The organism is Bacillus sp. S/N-304-OC-R1, assembly GCF_019749375.1.
Taxonomy (GTDB): domain Bacteria; phylum Bacillota; class Bacilli; order Bacillales; family Cytobacillaceae; genus Cytobacillus.
In genome coordinates this window covers 1-20,126 of record NZ_JACWFE010000009.1, presented here as the reverse complement: position 1 = coordinate 20,126, position 20,126 = coordinate 1, and the positions used below count along the sequence as shown (strand labels likewise).

At 37.3% G+C, this 20,126-nt stretch carries 20 protein-coding genes, 1 pseudogene and 3 other annotated features; of the genes and pseudogenes, 13 read left to right on the top strand and 8 right to left on the bottom strand.

All coding sequences use genetic code 11. The features are described 5' to 3' along the window. Positions 1-325: 325 nt before the first annotated feature. Positions 326-1,180, bottom strand: a complete 855-nt coding sequence (locus H0173_RS08685; RefSeq protein ID WP_221845961.1) for a nuclease-related domain-containing protein — start codon at positions 1,178-1,180, stop codon at positions 326-328. A 131-nt stretch (positions 1,181-1,311) separates the two neighbouring features. Here H0173_RS08685 and H0173_RS08680 point away from each other — a divergent pair, with 131 nt between their 5' ends. Next, complete coding sequence (locus H0173_RS08680; RefSeq protein WP_221845960.1) at positions 1,312-1,857, top strand: hypothetical protein; 546 nt, start codon at positions 1,312-1,314, stop codon at positions 1,855-1,857. Positions 1,858-1,928: 71 nt separating this feature from the next. Here the strand turns inward: H0173_RS08680 and H0173_RS08675 are convergent, their stop codons facing one another. After that, on the bottom strand, positions 1,929-2,903 hold the full coding sequence (locus H0173_RS08675; protein WP_221845959.1) for a glycerophosphodiester phosphodiesterase family protein: 975 nt from the start codon (positions 2,901-2,903) through the stop codon (positions 1,929-1,931). Between the two features lie 117 nt (positions 2,904-3,020). On the opposite strand from H0173_RS08675, the gene H0173_RS08670 reads away from it, so the two are divergent. Next, complete coding sequence (locus H0173_RS08670) at positions 3,021-3,434, top strand: VOC family protein (RefSeq protein WP_221845958.1); 414 nt, start codon at positions 3,021-3,023, stop codon at positions 3,432-3,434. Between the two features lie 178 nt (positions 3,435-3,612). On the opposite strand, the gene H0173_RS08665 is transcribed toward H0173_RS08670, so the two are convergent. Beyond that, complete coding sequence (locus H0173_RS08665; protein WP_221845957.1) at positions 3,613-4,041, bottom strand: DUF2383 domain-containing protein; 429 nt, start codon at positions 4,039-4,041, stop codon at positions 3,613-3,615. 237 nt (positions 4,042-4,278) lie between these two features. Between H0173_RS08665 and H0173_RS08660 the strand changes: the two genes are divergently transcribed. After that, positions 4,279-4,512: a hypothetical protein gene (locus tag H0173_RS08660; RefSeq protein WP_313770622.1), complete on the top strand. Its 234-nt coding sequence runs from the start codon at positions 4,279-4,281 to the stop codon at positions 4,510-4,512. Between the two features lie 82 nt (positions 4,513-4,594). On the opposite strand, the gene H0173_RS08655 is transcribed toward H0173_RS08660, so the two are convergent. Beyond that, positions 4,595-5,023: a VOC family protein gene (locus H0173_RS08655; RefSeq protein ID WP_221845956.1), complete on the bottom strand. Its 429-nt coding sequence runs from the start codon at positions 5,021-5,023 to the stop codon at positions 4,595-4,597. Between the two features lie 172 nt (positions 5,024-5,195). Next, positions 5,196-5,507, bottom strand: a complete 312-nt coding sequence (locus H0173_RS08650) for a hypothetical protein (protein WP_221845955.1) — start codon at positions 5,505-5,507, stop codon at positions 5,196-5,198. A 202-nt stretch (positions 5,508-5,709) separates the two neighbouring features. Between H0173_RS08650 and H0173_RS08645 the strand changes: the two genes are divergently transcribed. Further along, complete coding sequence (locus H0173_RS08645; protein WP_221845954.1) at positions 5,710-6,819, top strand: YcdB/YcdC domain-containing protein; 1,110 nt, start codon at positions 5,710-5,712, stop codon at positions 6,817-6,819. Further along, positions 6,810-7,946 (top strand): S-layer homology domain-containing protein, encoded by a 1,137-nt coding sequence (locus tag H0173_RS08640; RefSeq protein WP_221845953.1) that lies wholly within the window; start codon positions 6,810-6,812, stop codon positions 7,944-7,946. The genes H0173_RS08645 and H0173_RS08640 overlap by 10 nt, the downstream gene beginning before the upstream one ends. Before the next feature lie 21 nt (positions 7,947-7,967). Here the strand turns inward: H0173_RS08640 and H0173_RS08635 are convergent, their stop codons facing one another. Then, complete coding sequence (locus tag H0173_RS08635) at positions 7,968-8,873, bottom strand: DMT family transporter (RefSeq protein ID WP_221845952.1); 906 nt, start codon at positions 8,871-8,873, stop codon at positions 7,968-7,970. Positions 8,874-8,983: 110 nt separating this feature from the next. Here H0173_RS08635 and H0173_RS08630 point away from each other — a divergent pair, with 110 nt between their 5' ends. Continuing rightward, the gene (locus H0173_RS08630; protein ID WP_221845951.1) at positions 8,984-9,853 is read left to right on the top strand and encodes a LysR family transcriptional regulator; all 870 of its coding nucleotides are present in this window, start codon (positions 8,984-8,986) and stop codon (positions 9,851-9,853) included. Between the two features lie 28 nt (positions 9,854-9,881). Here the strand turns inward: H0173_RS08630 and H0173_RS08625 are convergent, their stop codons facing one another. After that, positions 9,882-10,358 (bottom strand): DinB family protein, encoded by a 477-nt coding sequence (locus tag H0173_RS08625; protein ID WP_221845950.1) that lies wholly within the window; start codon positions 10,356-10,358, stop codon positions 9,882-9,884. A gap of 139 nt (positions 10,359-10,497) precedes the next feature. On the opposite strand from H0173_RS08625, the gene fabZ reads away from it, so the two are divergent. The 4 genes from fabZ to H0173_RS08605 all read left to right on the top strand — a co-directional run bounded on the left by fabZ (position 10,498) and on the right by H0173_RS08605 (position 15,307). Then, entirely contained in the window at positions 10,498-10,923 is a 426-nt protein-coding gene (gene fabZ, locus H0173_RS08620) for a 3-hydroxyacyl-ACP dehydratase FabZ (protein ID WP_221845949.1), read from the top strand. 58 nt (positions 10,924-10,981) lie between these two features. Beyond that, positions 10,982-11,208: a binding site (T-box leader), on the top strand. A 35-nt stretch (positions 11,209-11,243) separates the two neighbouring features. Continuing rightward, positions 11,244-11,466, top strand: a binding site (T-box leader). 36 nt (positions 11,467-11,502) lie between these two features. After that, positions 11,503-11,726: a binding site (T-box leader), on the top strand. A gap of 47 nt (positions 11,727-11,773) precedes the next feature. Beyond that, a complete protein-coding gene (thrS, locus tag H0173_RS08615; protein WP_221845948.1) occupies positions 11,774-13,693 on the top strand; it encodes a threonine--tRNA ligase in 1,920 nt (639 codons plus the stop codon). A 218-nt stretch (positions 13,694-13,911) separates the two neighbouring features. Continuing rightward, positions 13,912-14,370 (top strand): NUDIX domain-containing protein, encoded by a 459-nt coding sequence (locus H0173_RS08610; protein ID WP_221845947.1) that lies wholly within the window; start codon positions 13,912-13,914, stop codon positions 14,368-14,370. Between the two features lie 22 nt (positions 14,371-14,392). After that, positions 14,393-15,307: a phosphotransferase family protein gene (locus tag H0173_RS08605; protein WP_221845946.1), complete on the top strand. Its 915-nt coding sequence runs from the start codon at positions 14,393-14,395 to the stop codon at positions 15,305-15,307. A gap of 15 nt (positions 15,308-15,322) precedes the next feature. On the opposite strand, the gene H0173_RS08600 is transcribed toward H0173_RS08605, so the two are convergent. After that, positions 15,323-15,709: a RidA family protein gene (locus tag H0173_RS08600; protein ID WP_221845945.1), complete on the bottom strand. Its 387-nt coding sequence runs from the start codon at positions 15,707-15,709 to the stop codon at positions 15,323-15,325. Between the two features lie 224 nt (positions 15,710-15,933). Between H0173_RS08600 and H0173_RS08595 the strand changes: the two are divergent. From H0173_RS08595 to H0173_RS08585, 3 genes and pseudogenes are all read left to right on the top strand, one after another. Further along, positions 15,934-17,315 (top strand): annotated as a pseudogene (locus H0173_RS08595) (M28 family metallopeptidase). Positions 17,316-17,426: 111 nt separating this feature from the next. After that, positions 17,427-18,323 (top strand): HNH endonuclease, encoded by an 897-nt coding sequence (locus H0173_RS08590; RefSeq protein WP_221845944.1) that lies wholly within the window; start codon positions 17,427-17,429, stop codon positions 18,321-18,323. A 587-nt stretch (positions 18,324-18,910) separates the two neighbouring features. Beyond that, positions 18,911-20,080, top strand: a complete 1,170-nt coding sequence (locus H0173_RS08585) for a DUF4317 domain-containing protein (protein WP_221845943.1) — start codon at positions 18,911-18,913, stop codon at positions 20,078-20,080. Positions 20,081-20,126 lie beyond the last annotated feature (46 nt).

The following is a 20,126-nucleotide window of genomic DNA, read 5'->3' as shown; positions in this document are numbered from 1 at the left end:
CGCCGATAAAATCGGAAAGTCGCTGATAAATCCCGAAAGTCGCCGATAAAATCGGAAAGTCGCTGATAAATCCCGAAAGTCGCCGATAAAATCGTGAAGTCGCTGATAAATCCCGAATGTCGCTGATAAAATCGTGAAGCCGCTGATAAATCCCGAAAGTCGCTGATAAAATCAGGAAGTCACTGATTTATTAGCGTATATGATACTTATCCTCATCCAAAAGTGTATGGAGATGATAAATTCGACCTTTATAACAGCCTGAGAAGGGTAATTTCATTGAATTAAGCAGTCTTTTGGCTACATCTGGAGAAGATATTTGCAGAAATTAACAGAATTGCCCATTAGTAATAGAAGTCCCTATTAAAAGTCGGTAGTCTATTAATGCATTCAGATGGGCCGCTTTATCCTTATATTGGCATACAGTACATTGCCATTGACCATATATACGTTCCATTATTCCAATCTTGCATTTTGAGCATTGAACCCCTTTTTTTAGGCTGTCAGCAGAAATTTTATAGTATTCCAGAATATTAAAGGTTTCAGGAGTATGATTTTTAATAAGAATTCTAGCCAATTTCTGAATATCTCTTTTTGCAAGCTTTTCCTCTCTATAAGTCGTTTTTAGTTTCCCCACCCTTTCAATGATTTCATGGGCATGTAATACATACTTAAAGGCCCGATAATTTTGTGGATCTGTTTTGATAATCGTCGATGGATTACTGATAACCACTAGAAACTCAATAGGAAGTATGATGTTTTTCTTTGCTAACCAATTCCCCAATTCTCTTTTTTGCCTTTCAGCTTGGGAGATTGGATCTAAGAAACCATCCTCATGATCATTTTTATAACGGATCAACTGCTTGAATTTGGAATCGAAGTAGAGGGTTCCAGAAATGTTTTTAATTTCAAGAATAAGAGCAAATGTTGGTGTAATGATGAGGGTATCAATTAGGAAGAAGTCTTGTCCATTTGATAATCGGAGGTCATGAAAAATGGTAAAATCCTTGTCGGGGAGCTTGTGTACGTAGTAGTCAGCCGATTCTTCACCACGGCGGCCAGCTTTGCGGATGGCCAAATCTTTTTCAATTAATAATTGATTTTCAACATCGTCTGGGAGGCGTCTTAGTAATGCTTCTGTTGCTAGAATTTTAATAGGTAAGGGACGTTCTTTCGCAATCAACTCTTTCACTCCTTTAATTAGTTTATATATTACTTCAATATTTTTTCAGAAGTTCCTCTTTTCTCTATAGGGTTAAGTCAAAAATTGAAACTTTTGGAAATAAAACACGTCTAGTGTGTTGGGGGTGTGTTATGAAGAAAATTCAATTAGTCTTTTATATAGTTTTACTAATTTTAACAGGATGTCAGCAGGAAAGCTCAGTAAAATCGAACCAGCTAGGAGATCATGCAGGATTTGCAGAGCCAGAGCCTTCTGACTGGATGAGCTATTCGAAAATTGTTACAGAGTATATGTATTATCGAACACAAGCGGTTATTAAAAATAATATAAATATTTTGTGGGACCAGTATCCAGAATTAAGGAAGGGTTCAGATCCCACACAAGGCATTAATGCTGAAAAATATGAGGTTGAAACGTTAAATAATGGCTTTGATTTCATCGATGCGAATTTCGTTATTGAAAGTTATGAGCGAATGAAAGTAAAAAACATTAATGATCATGAATCCATTGTTCTTGTTCATGGGAGTATGTCTTTTTTAAGAAAGGATTTTGAAGAGTCTGGCGGGGAATATTTAATAGAACTGTATGTAAAGAAACAGACTAATAGATGGACTATTGTCAAAACAGATGAATATACCTTACCAGAATATAAAGAATGGCTAAAGAAAAAGGGGTAATTGTGATATCGAATTTGAGTAGACATAAATTAACTCCCCAAGAAAAAACCAGTTTTCGAGGGGAGTTAATTTTATTTGATGATTGGCGCAACAATATCAATTCGATTCGTCCAAATGCCGCCATGAAATTTTTTCGGGATACGTTCCAAGTCTTGTTCTCCATCAAAGCCCTCTGACCAGCCGCCATCACCAGCTACTAAAATGACTCGAGTGTCCACTCCATCCATCCGATTAATAAACTTAACAGGCCAGCCCCACATCCAAGAGGCATACGTCTCCGGTAGGTGAATTTGCGTATGATGACAGGATGAAGGAACATAGCCAGTCCATCCGATAGTTATATATGGAAGCATACAGCTTTTCAAGGTCGCCTTCGACATGACTCGAAGATTAGGCAAAGCCTCTTGAAGCGAGTAAATTGGTTCGTCACCACCATAAACAGTAAACTGAATTAATCGTTCCTTTGGCAGTTTACCGAGATATTCCGCAAGCTGAACGCCTTCAGCGGGATCGTTACTCTTCACGTGAATTAAGAATTCGGCTTTAGGGAAATGATGTAGCACTTCATCAAGCGAAGGCATTAAGCCAACCCCTTTTCCGCGGAAGGGATATGTTTTTCCAGCGTCAGCCGTGTAACCATATCCTATATCTAATCGTTTCAGTTCTTCCATTGTGTATTCTCTGGTAACCCCTTTTCCATTCGTCCTGCACTCTAGAGTCCAATCATGGAAAACAGCAAATTGGCCATCTTTTGTTGGCTGAACATCTAATTCGACCATGTCAGCTCCAGCTTTAAAGGCTGCCTCCATTGATGGAATAGTGTTCTCCAAATAAGGATGCTCCGGAGCAAATATTCTTTCAGCAGTACAAGTATCTCCAGTGATCCCTTCCATTGAAAAAGTTTGACCCATTCCCCTATGAGCTAACAGGAAAGGAACATTTTCACTGTCTTTTGTAAAAAAGGAACTATTATTGAAAAACATAAAGGCTGCTAAAATCACGATAAAAATAGAAAATCCCTTAAAAATGCGTTTTAATCTTTTCATAAAGCCTCCCGTCAACCTACTTTTCAATAGTTTAGCATAGAACATGCATAATATTTTGAAGGATTTATACAGCAAATAGCGAAATACAAATAAATCCATAATTAGGGGGGGAATCCTATGAAAGAAGAATTATTAAGAGTTGGCACAACCTATATTCCGACATTAAATGTCGATCTCGCAGCCCAATGGTATGTAAGTAAATTGGATGCTTCTCTAAATTACCAAGATGAGGATAAAGCAATTTTGGGGTTTGCCAATCAAAGCTTTTTTCTCGTTAAATCATCACCTAACCAAAGCTCAAATTTTATTGATGCTTATGGAAAAGAACGATTTTCAATGACATTTGAAGTAAATGGTATAGAGGCATTAGAAGCAATACATAAGGATTTTCTAGAGAAAGGAATAAAAGCTGGTAAAATTGAAAACCGAGGCCATGCTGGAAGGAATTTTGTTTTTGCTGATTTAGATGGAAATCTATTTGATGTGTGGAGTGAGCTGAGCCCAGATTTTAAGGGGAAATTATTGAAGTGATTTATTAAGACTAGTAAATTATGATTTACTCTTCTTTGGAAGATTCACATAGGCTATAAGGAGGGCACAAAATAGAGGAACTAAGTTTTGAGTACCACTTGTTGCCCCTCTATAAAATGCAAAATGTAGGCCAAATTGAAGATTAACATGGGCGTTAATCTTTTTTTTATAATCGCCATTAGTGCAATAATCGCTTTAACTCCTCCGCCTGTCTCCTGCTCGTATCAATAACATCTTCAGCAATCTCCATGCTCTCCTGATCTAAATCTCCTCTAACAAGCTCCTCTGAATATTGGACACCATAGTTTTCTAAACCTTTAATTGCGTCTTCAATCATTTTATTACGCTCATTCTCTAGCATCATTTTGTGCATGAAGCTATGCATAGATCCTGAAACCCCTTCACTATCAGCAGGAATCCCGCCTAAATTCTGAATTCGTTCTGAAAGCTTCTGAGCATTATGTTTTATTTCCTGCTGCATAGATTGGAATTGTCTTTTCAGATCCGTATCGCCTACTTTCTCAATATAGTGTTCAAAGGAACGAATGCCCATATACGTACCTCTTAATAAAGTATTCAGTTCCTCAATAATGATCTTGTTGTTCATATGTATCACTCCTTTTTCATTATTGTCCTTCAAAAAATGGTTAATTATTCATTCGGCGTTTTAATTTATGGGATAATTGTAAAATAGTGTAATATATAAATATAATCAGATAGCCTTTTAAAGGGGGAGAAGGGTATTCGCGCGAAAAAATTAATCATTTTACTTGTAACTTTTGCTATAGAAACAGCTATAACGTTTTTTGTTGCCTCCAAATTCTCTGTAAGATTTATAGAGGTCATGTTTTTCACTGGCATGGCTTTTGCTGCTATTAGTTTTTACTTTTCAAGCAGCGGAGGAGCAATTTCTGGATTTAGTTCTTCGCAAGTCAGTGCCCAAACAGGGATCATTCAAAAAAGAGAGCCATTTGTCTTTAGAAGGGGACCTATCTTTACTGCTTCGATGATTTTTTTCTTAATTGGTTTAGTGCTGTTTATTCTACTGGTTTCAGGTATAATCCCGCCTGCTTACTAAATGGTCTTTAGTTTTTAATTCGTGTGGAGTAATGTGTGTAGAAATTAAAACGGCTTGGTCACTGGAACCAAGCCGAGGCATATTATTGGTGCATTGATTCTGTATAAATTTGGAACATAACACCAAACTTATCAGTTATGATTCCATATGCAGGACTAAAGTCAGTTTTTTGAAGTGGCATGCTTACTTGTCCATCTTGCTGAAGGGATTCAAAAATTTGTTTAGATTGTTCCGGGTCATTTGAGGTAACACAAATGGTTACTTGGTTTCCAATTTGATGTGCTTGACCAGGGAAAGTATCCGAAAACATAATATCTGAATCTCCAATTTTAATAGTTGCATGTGCGATAAGATCCCTTGCTTCCTCAGGCAGTGGATATTCTGGGTTAGCAGGCATTTCACCAAACGTGACAATGCCTAAAATCTTAGCATCAAATACCTTTTCATAAAAATCGATCGCTTCTTTCGCATTTCCATCCATTACTAAATACGGAATAACCTTTATCGACATTTTCTCATCTCCTAATAAATTTGGACTTGTCCACTATTCAATATGTATATAGTGTTTGGTCTTAATTATATTTTAACCTTAAAAATCAGAATATAACATAAATTGCAGATAGAAGATGAGAAAAGATAGGTGATATCAATATTTTTCTCAATTAACTTGATCTGCTGATTGTTTAGAGAAAAAATGATAATCCCCAGCATACTACTAAACAAACTATAGATCCTGTTAAAAATGGCCCAATTCTCAATGCTAGCTTCTCATGCTTTGGGGTATATGCTCCTAAGAAAGCGTGAAATGTAGCGTGTTCAGAGCCTTTTGTTAAAGCGTCACCACTCGAGCTGAATATATAGGCTAAAAAGGCAAAAATTGTAGATCCCCAAAACAATGTATCTGCCAAACTTGTATTGAAAAAGAACGAGATTCCGATAAATAAACTGAATTCAATGATAAATACAATTAATGAAGCAGATATATGTCTTTTCATCTTAACCCCTCCAAATTTACGATTCATCTTAAAACCAGTATTTGTAAATGCATACGTTATAAAAGTTTAAAGGTTTCAAATACTATGGATTTTCCACCTTATGAATTACACTAAAAATTCTCCTGATTCACTACATTTGTTATACAATTCTGGTATTTATGGTATATAATAGGAATTGTTACCAAATATTAGGAGTGATGATTTGAAGAATTTAAGAAAACTAGGAATATTAACATTGTCTACTGGTTTAACGATGGGAATATTAGCACCGGGAGTAAACGCGGAATCGCTTGTACATGGGGAGCGAAATCAAGTAAAAATACAAATAGCTCAGGCTGAAAAGGTAGTAACCAAAAGCGAACTCATTAAGAAATTTAAGCAATTTTTCCCTAACGAGTTTACTTTTTTAGATGATAATGATTTCCATATGTATAGTGGTCATTACTACATTGATGATGATACGCTCCGTTATGACTTAAGTTTCCATAAAAATATAAATGGGAAGAGTATTTATGGAAATATTGGCTTTTTTGGGGAGTCTTTAGAAATTGAACGATTTAGCTATCAGCCTGCAGACGCTGCAGATGCTTTATTCCCTGCAAAAATAACAAAAGAAAAAGCAAAAGAAGCTGCGATGGCCTTTTTGAAAAAATTTCCTGAAAGCAGTGAATACCAGCTTGATGCTCAACATAATGATTTCTTTCCAGGGTATCAAATACTGACAGAACCAATTCGCTATTCTTTTTCATTTGTAAAAATGAAGAATAAAATTCCAGTCACAGACCAGCAAATTCAAATAACAGTGCTCGGAAATGGAATGGTTAGTAATTTTTATCGCAATTTAGGGGAAACTGGATCTCATACATATGATGATGCAGGGAAGGTTTTATCTGAGAAAGACATTATTTCAAAGATTAAAGAGAGTCTTTCGGTAGATTTAAGATATGCCATTCATCATGACTATAAAACAGGAAAAAGTCAGGTAAATCTTGTCTATCTACCAGTAAGCGAATTACATGGTGTACATGCTTTAACCGGTGACTGGCGTACGGCAAAAGGTTTCTCTTCGGAGCTTCCAAAAGAGAATAAACTAGAGCGTATTGTAAATGAGCCAATCCCTCCTAAGCAATCAAAAATTTCATTAGAGGATGCGAAGAAATTCGCTGAAAAACTGCTCGCTATTGATTCAGATGAGTATAAACTGAGAATTGAATCAGTAGATGAACGAAAAAATCATAATGGGCAAAAGTTATTAGCATTCAATATATGTATGAATCCCGTAATGGCGGATCGGGGACGAACTTGGAATTAGATAAACATACAGGTGAGATTGTCCAATATAATGATCTTAAAACGGAGCTTCTTAAACGAACAGGTAAAGAAGGAAAACAAGATAAGCAGATTTCTAGTGATGAGGCTCTGAAAAAATCAGTGGAATACTTAAAACAATACGCACCATCGCATCTTTATAATTATGCAATGGTTAGTGAAGAATCGATTTATGAAACTGAAAGAGGCGTATATTATTTCAGCTTTCCAAGAATCGAAAATGACATTCTTGTAAGTGGAGACCAGATTTCAGTAAGTGTTTCTGGGGATGGCTCTTTACTAGGTTTGAATGTTTATCGTTCAGATATCAAAGACTGGCCTTCTATTGAAAAGATTATTACGAAGGAAAAAGCATTGGAGAAGTATACTGAGCAACTGGCTCTAGACCTTAATTACACTAAAGTAGGAGCTGAAAAGGATAACAAACATTATCATCTTGTATATTCACCAAAGTTTACCGATATCCCATTTAGCTTTTTAAATGCAAAAACAGGTGAGTGGGAAAGTTTCTTAGATGAAAGAAATGATAGAAAAGTAGTTTCGCATCCTTGGGCAGAGAAAGAACTTAATCATCTGATTAATACTGGGATTTTAAAAGTAGAGGATGTAAAAAAGTTTGATCCTGATGCACAGATAACAAAAGGTGAAGCTATTGAAATTATCATGAAATCACTTACATGGATCTATCCTGATTATTATTCTGGTCAAAGAAATAAGGTTCAATCATTTAAAAATATTAATCCTGAACACGCTTTGCATCAAGTTGTAGAACGGGCTGTTTCTCAGGGCATCCTCAAAAAAGATAAGGATAACTTTGATTTTGATAAGCCTCTGACAAGAGAGGAATTAGCAGTCTGGTATGTACGAACATTAGGCCTTGAGCAAGCAGCAAAAAATCAGGGAATCTACCAGCTTAATTTTGCAGATGCAAAAGATGTCAGCAAAGAGAACATTGGATTTGTTGCATTAGCCCATTCATTAGATTTATTGTCCGCTAGTAATAATAAATTTAATCCAAAGCAAAATGTCACGTATGCACAATTAGCTGTTTCCGATGTTCGCTTGGCTCATGAAGTATATAGTAAGGGAATAGAGATTCGTCATTATTGATAGGCAGAAAAAGGTTGCTTCTTAATGAGGCAACCTTTTTTCTCCACCTAGGGTATCTTTTATAGGTATCTTTACTTCTTTTTCTCCTCTAACAGTTACGAAAAAAACACTGAATAATACAAGAAGCGCACCAAAAATCTCCTTTCCGCTCATAATTTCATGTGCAAAAACATACCCAAAAGAAGCAGCAGATACTGGTTCTAATGAAAAGATAAGCCCAGTCTTTGTTGGAGATGTATATTTCTGGGCAACAGTTTGGATAACGAAGCCTAAGGCACTGCATACAATGCTCAGCATAAGAATGGCAATCCAGCTGCTTTTAGTTGCTGGAAATGTTGGATCTTCAAAAATAAGAGAAAAAATAAAGCCAAATAATCCTGCAAACCCTAGCTGGATAATACCTAGATTAATAGAATCCACTTTATGGGCGGCGTGGCCAACGATCATAATATGTAATGCGTAAAAAACGGCAGTCATTACACATAGCAGGTCACCCGATGAAATATGGAATGGCAGCTGAATCGTAAGAAAGGCAATTCCTATTAAGGCCATGAAAATACTAATCTTCAACCTAATTTTTATTGTACTTTTCATAAATAGGGAGCTTAAAAGAGGGACGAAGATGACCGTCAAGCTCACTAAAAATCCTGCATTCGATGTTGCAGTCGTCCTTAATCCATATGTAAGTGTCACAAAGACAAGAAAAAGGATAAATCCTAAAAGCATGGCATATTTTATTGTTTTCCAATCGACAAACTTAAGTCGCCGAAAAAATAATGCTGCTGCTAGTAAAAAAGCGATTCCAAACCGTAGAGCTATTAAATTGAATTCGGATATGGTACCCAATCCCATTTTCATAAAAAGATAGGATGAACCCCAACAAATAGTCACCAATACCATCATTACATCGGCTTTAAACGCATTCATCCATTAACCCCTCCAGTTTGTAAATAAAGTATACTAAGCTTATAAGCACAAGTAAAACGAATGTTTTTAATGTTAAACATGAGGAAAACTAATGGAAAAAGAGGTTAGTTATGAGCATCAGTAAATACAAAGTATTCATGAATGTGGTCAAGTATGGAAGTCTCACAAAAGCAGCGGAAGCACTAGGCTATACACAATCGGGAGTCAGTCATATCATCAATAGCCTAGAAGAGGAATTTGGCTTTTTGCTCATTAGGAGGGGACGATCAGGCATCAGATTAACGAAAAACGGAGAACAGATCATCAAAACGGTTAGAGAAATTTTGAAATGGAATGAGCATTTAGAACAAGAGGTTGCTGCTATTCATGGAATCGAGACGGGAACCGTTCATATTGGTACTTTTACGAGTGTTTCAGTCCATTGGCTGCCAGGAATTATTAAAAGCTTTCAACAGGATTACCCAGGGATCGATATTCATCTGGCTGAAGGAGATTATCGGGAAATTGAGGAATGGATTCTAAACGGAGATATTGATTGCGGATTTCTTTCACTTCCTGCTCGAGGCAAAATTGAGACCATTCCATTACACCAAGATCAGATGCACATTTTACTGCCTCTAGACCATCCTTTAAGCTCTAAGCAGGTTATTTCATTATCTGAAATTAAGGGTGAGCCTTTTATTATGCCTCGCAAAGGGGGAGATGACGATATTAATCGTGTTTTCCAAAGGGCTGCAATAAAACCAGAAGCAAAATTCATTGCGGGAGATGACTACGCTATTATGGCTATGGTGGAAATGGGACTCGGCATTAGTATACTTCCTGAGCTCGTTCTCCGAGGACAGCAGCGCAATATCCATATAAAGAAGATGGATGAGCCCATTTTCCGTACCCTTGGTATTGCTGTCAGTTCAATGAAAAATGTTTCTCCCGCAACTCAAAAATTTTTAACGTATGTTCAGAATTTCCTCCTTTCGTAAAGCAAGAGAAGGATGAACTTCTGCTTTATCACTGATTTAAAGATATGGCTCTATGGATTTGTTTTATTGTTTCCATATGCAAGGCCTCATGGTAAAAACTAAATAAAAATGTTTCACCCGCCGTGTAAAAAGTGATACCGGATTTGTTTGTAAAAGGAGTTGACAGCTTTTCGTGCAATCTGCCAGGCAGGAACTCTTTTATTCTCGTTTTTTGTTCACTTAAGACGATGGCAATCTCTGAAAGTGTTGGAGCCTGAATATCCCACTGAGCTGGTTTGGTACCAGCTCCGAATAGCTTTTCGTACTCATTTGGCACGTTTTTTTCCTCTCCTAAAATTTCAAAAACAATCTTTTCCTGAACAAAAGCAATATGACCGAAATTCCAGCGGATATTGTTATTAAACCCTTTTGGAATGATATTTGCCAATTCCTCAGGTATTTTCGAAATGGCCTTTTCTGTAATACTGCGTACCGTGTCCATATGTTGAAAAATTGTTTGCTCCACTGTAGCTCCTCCTTATTCGTTTCTTGTATAGAGTATTTCGAGAGAAACAGGTTAATTCCCTACTATATAGAAAAAATATCTAGTAATTATTACTAGATATTAGTACCAAGTGTTAAAATATGTTGAGGAGGGATTTTTAATGCTTGATATTCAAAATATAAAGGACATTATTAGACACCGTTATCCATTTCTTCTTGTTGACAAAATAATAGAATTGGAGGAAGGAAAAAGGGCAGTTGGCTTAAAAAATGTAACAGGCAATGAGGAATTTTTTAATGGACACTTTCCCGATTATCCTGTAATGCCTGGAGTGTTAATTGTTGAAGCGTTAGCACAAGTCAGTGCAGCTGTCATGCTAACAAAAGAAGAGAATAAGGGAAGGCTGGGTTTATTAGCGGGAATCGACAAATGCCGATTTAAGAAGCAAGTTAAACCAGGTGACCAGCTTCTGCTTCAGGTTGAAATTACCCGTTTAAAGGGTCCAATTGGAAAGGGGAAGGGAATCGCAACAGTTGATGGGGAACTAGTATGTGAGACTGAGCTGATATTTGCTTTTGGGGATTAAAAATAGTGATTGCTTTTCTAAAAAAAATATTGTAGTATGTAAAAAATAACAATTTAATTTCCAAGCAATGACAAGGACATGAGCTGCTTTTACGGTTTCCAGAGAGGGAAGGACTGCTGAAATCTTCCTAACGCAGAAAGGCATCTTACCACCTTTAAGCTGTATTGGTGAACTGACAGTAGCCAATACCGTCCATGCAACGTTACTGCACCAAAGCCATAAGTGAAAGTTTGCTTATGGGAAATTGGGTGGAACCACGGGTATATACACGCACTCGTCCCTTTCTATAGGGATGAGTGCGTTTTTTTTATAATTAAATATACAAAGCGAAGACAAGGACATGAATTATTTTTACGGTTTTCAGAGAGGGAAGGGCAGCTGCGAACTTCCTAGCTTAGGGAAATAATTTACCGCCTTTAAGCTATATCAGTGAACAAAAGTAGCTGATATCGTTTCTGCAACGTTATTGCACCAAAGCCATAAGTGAAAGTTTGCTTATGGGAAATTGGGTGGAACCACGGGTATTACGCACTCGTCCCTTGCCATAGGGATGAGTGCGTTTTTTTTTATAATTAAATATACAAAGCGAAGACAAGGACATGAATTATTTTTACGGTTTTCAGAGAGGGAAGGATGCTGCGAACTTCCTAGCTTAGGGAAATAATTTACCGCCTTCGAGCTATGTCAGTGAACAAAAGTAGCTGATATCGTTTCTGCGACGTTACAGCACCAAAGCCAAAAGTAGAATTTTACTTATGGGAAATTGGGTGGAACCACGGGTATATCACACACTCGTCCCTTGCACAGGGATGGGTGTGTTTTTTTATATAAAAAAAAGGAGTGTTTTAAAATGAGTGAAAAATTAATAAAAATTGAATTTCAAGATGGAAGTATAAAAGAGTTTCCAAAAGGCATTACAGTTGGAAGTGTTGCCCAATTCATTAGTTCCAGTTTAAAAAAGAAAGCAGTAGCTGGGAAAGTGGACGAGCAGCTTGTAGATTTAAGCTTCGGGTTGGAGCATGATAGTAAATTGTCCATTCTTACTCTTGAATCTGAAGAGGGTATAGACATTTTAAGGCATACTTCCGCACATGTATTGGCTCAAGCGGTTCAAAGGATTTATGGAAATGTGAAATTAGGAATAGGTCCTGTTATTGAGGACGGCTTTTATTATGATTTTAAGTCGGAGAATAGCATAACTATAGAGGATCTTCCAGCCATTGAAAAAGAAATGGAAAAGATCATCAAGGAAAATCTAGAAATCAAACGTATAGAGGTTTCTTATGGAGAAGCAGAGCAATTATTGATTCAAAAAGGTGAGCCATACAAGATCGAAATCTTGAAGGGGATTCCAGAAGATGAAAAGATCACTCTTTACCAGCAAGGAGAGTTTATTGATTTATGCCGTGGACCGCATTTGCCATCAACTGGTTTCATAAAAGCATTTAAGTTAACTCGTGTTTCAGGTGCATATTGGAAAGGTGACAGCAAAAATGAAGTTCTCCAACGTGTATATGGTATTGCTTTTAAACAAAAAAGGGATTTAGATGAGCATCTTCATTTTTTAGAGGAAGCGGCTAGAAGAGATCATCGCAAATTGGGGAAACAATTAGAGTTATTTATGTTTTCTGAGGAAGCGCCGGGGATGCCATTTTATTTGCCGAAGGGACAATTGATTCGAAATGAGCTAGAAAATTTTTCTAGAGAACTTCAGAGTAAGGCTTATTATGATGAGGTCCGTACACCTTTTATGATGAATCAGCAATTATGGGAGAAATCAGGGCATTGGGATCATTACCATGAAAATATGTATTTCTCTGAGGTCGATCATGCAAAGTTTGCTCTGAAGCCAATGAATTGTCCAGGGCATATGCTGATTTTTAAAAATAACCTTTACTCTTATCGTGATTTGCCGATTCGCTTGGCTGAGTTTGGGCAAGTGCATCGTCATGAATTCAGTGGTGCTTTAAATGGAATGCTCCGGGTCCGGACTTTTTGCCAGGATGATGCTCACATCTTTGTACGTGAGGATCAAATTGAAAGTGAAATTAAGCATGTATTTCAGCTAGTCGACGAAGTGTATCGTACATTTGGCTTCGAGTATTCTGTGGAGTTATCGACTCGGCCTGAAAATTCATTAGGTGAAGATAGTCTTTGGGAGGTTTCTGAAGGAGCTTTAAAGAAGGTGCTTGAGGATTTAGGCATTGTTTATCAGCTAAATGAAGGAGATGGAGCATTTTATGGTCCGAAAATCGATTTTCATATTAAAGATGCCTTAAAACGCAGTCATCAATGCGCAACAATCCAGCTCGACTTCCAGATGCCAGAAAAATTTGATTTAAGCTATGTGAATCAAAACAATGAAAAGGTTCGCCCAGTTGTCATTCACCGCGCGATTTATGGTTCCATTGACCGATTCTTCGGCATATTAATTGAACATTTTGCGGGAGCCTTTCCTGTTTGGCTGGCCCCTGTTCAAGTACAAATCATTCCAGTTTCCCGTGTTCATCTGGATTATTGCCTAAAAATACAATCACAGTTAAGGGAAGCGGGAGTAAGAGTAAAGATTGATGATAGAGATGAAAAACTTGGATATAAAATGCGAGAAGCACAAATACAAAAGGTGCCTTATATGTTGGTGATAGGAGATCAGGAAGTGAGTCATGATGAAGTAAATGTTAGGAAATATGGAGATCAAACATCTGAAAGTGCTGCTATCGCAGAATTTAAAGAGGAAATTGTTAGGAAGATAAGGGAACGGAGTATTTAAGTTTTCCATACAGTTCAGGAACCAATAGAAGGTGCCTTGGGAAGGATCATGGCACCTTTCGTATGTAAAATCTAGAGACGAGGGCGTCCAAGTGCAATTCATGTCTCTCTTCGTATGAAAATTTACTATATTCTTAATGGAAGTATATTACATTGTTTGAAAAGATGATAAGATTCTAATAGGTCTTGAAATTCCATTTAAAGGGTGCTTGAGAATATATGAATATACGTAATTCTGCAAAAGCAATTATCATCAAAGAAGACAAGATATTGCTTACGAAAAATAGAGATGATGAAGGGTATTTTTATTTATATCCCGGCGGTGGTCAGGAGCATGGGGAGACTCTTCAAAATGCTTTAATTAGAGAATGTGTAGAGGAAATTGGGGCCAATGTTGAAGTTGGTGAACTTCTTCATGTACGGGAATATATCGGAAAAAATCACGAGCATTCATCAATAGATTTTAATATTCATCAGGTTGAATTTTACTTTGATTGTACGATTAAAGATGGGAATGGTGAACATTTTGAGCCTACTAATCCGGATAGTCATCAAATTGGGATAGAGTGGATCTTAATCAATGATTTACCTCAATATCGAATTTATCCTCGGGAATTAAGCAAATTTTTATTAACTGCTTCAACTAAGTCTCCGGTGTACTTAGGGGACATTAACTAATTTGCAATAAAGGACTAATACTATGACATTAACAAATTTACAAATAGAAGAACTAAAAGCTAGTATTCATCATGTTCTAAGGAATAAATTTGATTGGGCAATAGATGAAATTTCATTTTTTGCAAATGGGGTCATAAACGCCGTTTTCCTTGTTAAAGAAAAAAACCTAGGAAGGCTTGCTGTGAGAATTCCATGGAGATCCGAAGAGCAAATGATGGATAAGGAATCGAGCGCCATATTATCTTTGAAAAAAGAAGCTGCACTTTCAGAGCATTGCTTCAAACATCACCTTCCTGTTCCAAAAGTTCATAAGCTTTATTTAAGTGAAAATATTAATTTTCTAGTTTCTGATTTTATTGATGGGGATGATAAGGAAATATCCTCCTTTGCAATTGGTGAACTAACATCTCAATTGCACCATATACCAATAGATGGACTTTCTATTATTGGTCAGGATGGACGATCATTACCAAGTATTATTTCAAAGCGAATCACTAGCCGGGCTGGAACACTTGGAGGTTTAATGAAACAAGATTTTTTGATTCCGAGCACTGAGGAGCTTGAAAGAGTTTTAAATTCGTCCCAAATTAACGATTGTCTTCTCCACCTTGATATAAGACATCCAAATTTAATAGGAAAACAAGGGCATATAAAGGCAATAGTAGATTGGGATAATGCTTTTATAGGCAATCCGATAATGGAATTGATGAGAATCTCAGAGTCTCAGGAATTACATGTAGAAGAGTTTTTAAAGGGTTATAGGGATCTTTCTATTCTAGAAAGAACGGATGGATTGATACAAAACATTTATAGACTTGATACTGCACTAATGCTAGCGATCTTATTTACCACGTTTGTACCAGACTCTTTAAAACGAGAATACTATGTTAATCGTGTACAGATGCTTATTCAAGAAATCAAAATTATGGTAGGATAGGGGGAATCTCCCCCGTTATCTTGCTGCCCACGCTTCTACCTCCACCTTAATTTCCGGACGCGCTAAAGCTTGCACATATGCGAGTGTTGTTGCAGGCGGGGATTCCTTATGAAATTCACTCCATTTTTCTAAATAAAATTCCCTATTGATACTTTCAGTAAACCAAAAGTTAATTTTAAAAACATTTTCCGCACCAATACCTTCACTTTTTAAAATAGATTTAATATTTTCGAGTGCGTTGGCAAACTGGCTTTCAATATCAGCTGGCAGTATTCCGTCCTTGTCATTTCCGATTTGACCGGATATAACGATGAGTTCAGCATTTCTAGGAACAACGGTTACATGATGATATTGACCAATTGGAGGAGCAACATTATTAGGATTAGATTTTATTATTTTCATAAGATTTCTCCTTATATGTATTAAAATAATAATAAGCTAACAATTGATTTTTTTCAAAATTTTAACTAATTTTAGTCGGGGGGTGAATATATACAAATCTAGTCTAGGTAATAAAAAGCACTAAAAATTATCGGAATATTATGAATTAATCCTCTTACCTCGAAATTATGTTCCGCCTATACTAAATTTACGAAGATTATGCTATTAAATAGGAGGTTCGGATGATGAGGAATTATAAAATGCCAAAAGTATTAGCGTCATTATTAGCAGCTTCATTAGCTTTCAGTTCAGTAGGGTATGCTGCACCGGTTGAGGGAGAAAAAGGAAAGTCGACGTATTCGCAAGATCAAAAAATAGTAGCAAGAGTGGACGCTGAACGTGCCATTGAACACATTAAATATTTATCAAAGGAGATTGGGACAAGACCAGGCGGATTAGAGGCTGAGAAAAGGTCAGCTGATTATATTGCAAAAACACTAAAAAGCTACGGATATGATGTGGAATATCAATACTTTCCAGTAGCAGACCAGTACATAGCGAATGTTGCATTTTCTGATGGTTCTGTTTGGGAAATGGGAGCTGCTCCTAATGGTGTTATTAGTAATAACGGAGTAAAAGCAGAGGTTGTATATGTTGAAGGCGGAACAAGTGCCAGCGATTTTTCAGATGTTAATGGAAAAGTTGTGCTAATGGCACGGGCAGCTTCAACAGCTGATTATCGTGCCCAGGTAGGGAGTGCAGTGCAAGCTGGCGCATCTGGTGTTATTCTTCAGAGTTTAGTAGGCAGCCGAGGAAATTACGGTCAATCCTTTAACCCAAGTTTAGCAGCTAAATATGATGTTCCTGTCTTTGGAGCTGCATATATTCAAGGAGAATGGCTAAAGGAACAAATGGAAAAAGGTACTGTAGAGATCAGTTTATCAGCTGAGCACTTTTCAAACCTTCAATCCGTAAATGTAATTGCACAAAGGAAGCAAAATCAAAGGATAAGAATGTGAAAGAAGTTATTCTTGGCGCCCATCACGACAGTGTTGTAGGTGCACCTGGTGCTAATGATAATGCTTCTGGTGTAGGCTTAATGCTAGAGCTTGCTCGCGTTTACAAGGGCTATAACACGGATAAAACATTGAAGTTTATTGCTTTCGGCTCTGAGGAAAGAGGCCTTCTAGGCTCTAAATATTATGTTGAGCAGTTAACGCAGGAACAAAGGGATGGAATTGAAGCTGTTTTTGTCCCTGATATGGTAGCAACGAATTATGATAAAGCGAAAAATCTTTATGCGATGACTGTCGATGGCAGCACGAATATTGTGACAGATTCTACAGTTGCTGCAGGTGCCAGACTAGGAAACTCTGATATTTTGCCAGGCACCTTTGGTTCCAGTGACCACGTGTACTTCCACCGCGCAGGCATTCCGGCAGCACTATTTATCTGGATGGGAATCGACAGCTGGGACCCTCTCGTCTACCATATCGAAAAAGTTTACCACACTCCTCAGGATACCATTGAGGATAATATCTCTGTTGAGAGAATGCAGTCTGCGCTTGACATTATCGGATCGGGGCTATTTGATGTTGTGAGGAAGAAGACTCCTGGGAATAATTAAAGAATCTAAGATTAGGAGAAGTGCGTACAGCACTTTTCCTTTTTTCGTTTACCCTTCAAAAATTATAAATATGGTACAATTATCCTAAAATTAGTTAACGGAGAGTGCACAATGGTCGTTTTTCGTGAGATTGGAAAAGTGGTAAATACGGTTGTAGGGGGAGCAGCTAAAACAGGAGTAAAAGCTGTCAGTAAAGCAGTGTCTATTAGGAACGATGAACTAGGAAAATATCTTGAAGATGTAGGTAATAGTGTTGTAGATGCCTCTAGAGGTGCAGTGGATTCCGTTACACAATTTGCGGATGGAACTGTTCGCGGTGTGTATGGTGTAGTCAAAAAAGACGATTACCATAAAAATAGAGGCTGGAATGATATAAAGGATTCGTCAGGTCGTACTGTTAAAGGAATTGGCTCCAGCATTAAATATACAGCAAAAAGTGCTGGACTCACATTACAAGGTTTGAAAAATAAAGATAGGGAACAAATTCTGAATGGTGTTAAAAATCTTGGCAAGGTAGCTGCTGTAACCACTTTTGCTGTTGGGGTTATTGATATTATTGACGGGGCTGATTTGATCCAGGCCGAAGAAATCGATACGAGAAATAGTCATTTAAATGGATTAGAGCATTCTGAAACAGGCGTACCTTTCGAACAAAAGATGATCGAATTACCTAATGGCGACCATCAAATAGGTACATTCCCTGTATTCCAATCCCAGTTTAGTGTTGTTTTAGCCGAGGAATTGTATTATGAAAGTGACCATACCCATTTTAGCATAGCAAACGAGACTTTATATCAGTCAATTCAAGAGAATCCTAGTCTAGCGAGAGAGTTAGGTTTATCTTCTCAGGATATACGAGGACTAGAAAACGGAGTAACTCCAGATGGTTATGTCTGGCATCATAACGAACAGCCGGGTGTCCTGCAATTAGTAGATGAAGATATTCATCAAAATACGGGCCATACAGGAGGAAGAGAAATTTGGGGTGGGGGAAAAGAGTATCGGTAAAGTTACTTTTTCACTGAAAGAAGTAGGAGTAGGACTGTATGGTTAGACAGGTTATGGTCCCTGGGGGAGCCCTGCCGATAAATTAATTTATTGGACAGGTTCTGTTACTAGAGAGTCCAACTTGTCCAATAAGAGATTTTATTGGACAGCTTCTGTTCCCGGGGAGTCCAACTTGTCCAATAACTGATTTTATTGGACAAGTTCCTTTCCCGGGGAGTCCAATTTGTCCGATAACTGATTTTATTGGACAAGTTCTGTTCTCAGAGAGTCAACCTTGTCCGATAAGTGATTTTAGTAGACAGGTTCTGTTGCAAGTCAGTTAAATCCGTCCGCTAACTCATTTATTGAAAAGGTTCCATTCCTGACCACTCAAACCTAACTAATAACCTAATTCAAAGAAAATCCAAAACTAAATCTCACCAAAAAATAAATTACCAATCCGATATCAAGAGAATTTCCTCTTCTTCCTCTTTTTATTACATAAACCACGAAATAAAATGGTGTCTACTTTTTACTCATTCCCTAATAGAACGGGATTGCTTATAATTTACTAATAGACTAAACAACGTAGGAGTTGGACTTTTTAGATGAATAAAAAGGATATAGCAAACATTCGGAAACAATTTAAGCTTGATAATGATTTATTGAAAATATCGGACATTTTTAATGTGTATATCAGGAAGGAGAGTAGTGAGATATATCATGAGGAGAGCCATCCGTTTGGCATGCTGGATCAGGAGCAGCAGGAGTTGTTTATGAGCAACTTCAAAAAGGTGCTGACAGGTCAAATCGATGTGAAGCTCTTTGAGGTGAAATTTAAACGTGAGGCTGAAAATCATAGTCGGTTTATTCTTCATGATGGGCTGCAGTCCGGTGATGTGGAAGATTGGAAAGAGTATATGCTGCAAATGGTTGAGAAGATGTTTAAGGATGTTCAATATGAGCATGACATGGTCGTAACGTTTATTCGGGGAACATATTTTAAGCCGACAAGAAGAAGCAATGAAGAAGCGGAAACAAGTGATCGGGACGAGGTGTATACAACACCATTTATTCTGTGCAGCATCAATCAAACAATTCAGCCTAAGAGATCCTTGATGTTTGATTATATTGAAAAGGAATTTAAGTCTAGCATTATCGTCGATTCCATTATTAACTTAACGTCACCTGTAGCGGGCTTTTTATATCCAAGCTTTACGGAGAATTCAGCTGATGTAAATCGTGTTCTCTATTCAGCAGGAAAGCCAAACCAGCCGGATTATCATTTTATTGAGAATGTTTTGAATGGTGAAGAGATTATGACGGCTCTAGAAGATAAGGCTGTGTTTGAGGAGATTGTGAAAGTAGTAGCTGGCGATGAATTAGATGCGACAACCATTGCGAATGTGTATGAAGAAATTAACAGAATGATGGACGAAGAAGAAGAGGAAGATACACCTAAACTCGATTACAAGGATGTTGAACGAGTTCTCAAGGTCAGCGGGGTAGAGGATGTTAATCCGGAAAAGGTAGAAATGGCTTTCCAAAGAGTCATTGACGATGAGAAGTATGAACTGAAAGCAAGCAGTATTTTGCCAAAGTATAATGCAAAATCGATCAAGATTAACACAAAAGTAGCCAACATTTCTATTAGTCCACAGGATTTAAAATATGTTAGACAGGTGAATTTTAATGGCAAACGCTGTCTACTAATTGAAGTCGATGAAGATACTTTAGTGGAAGGCTTCAAACTCATTCCAGAAACGTTTTTAAATTAACAAAAGGATGGCAGGGTGCTGCACCCCAAAAGTTAGAGTTAAAAAA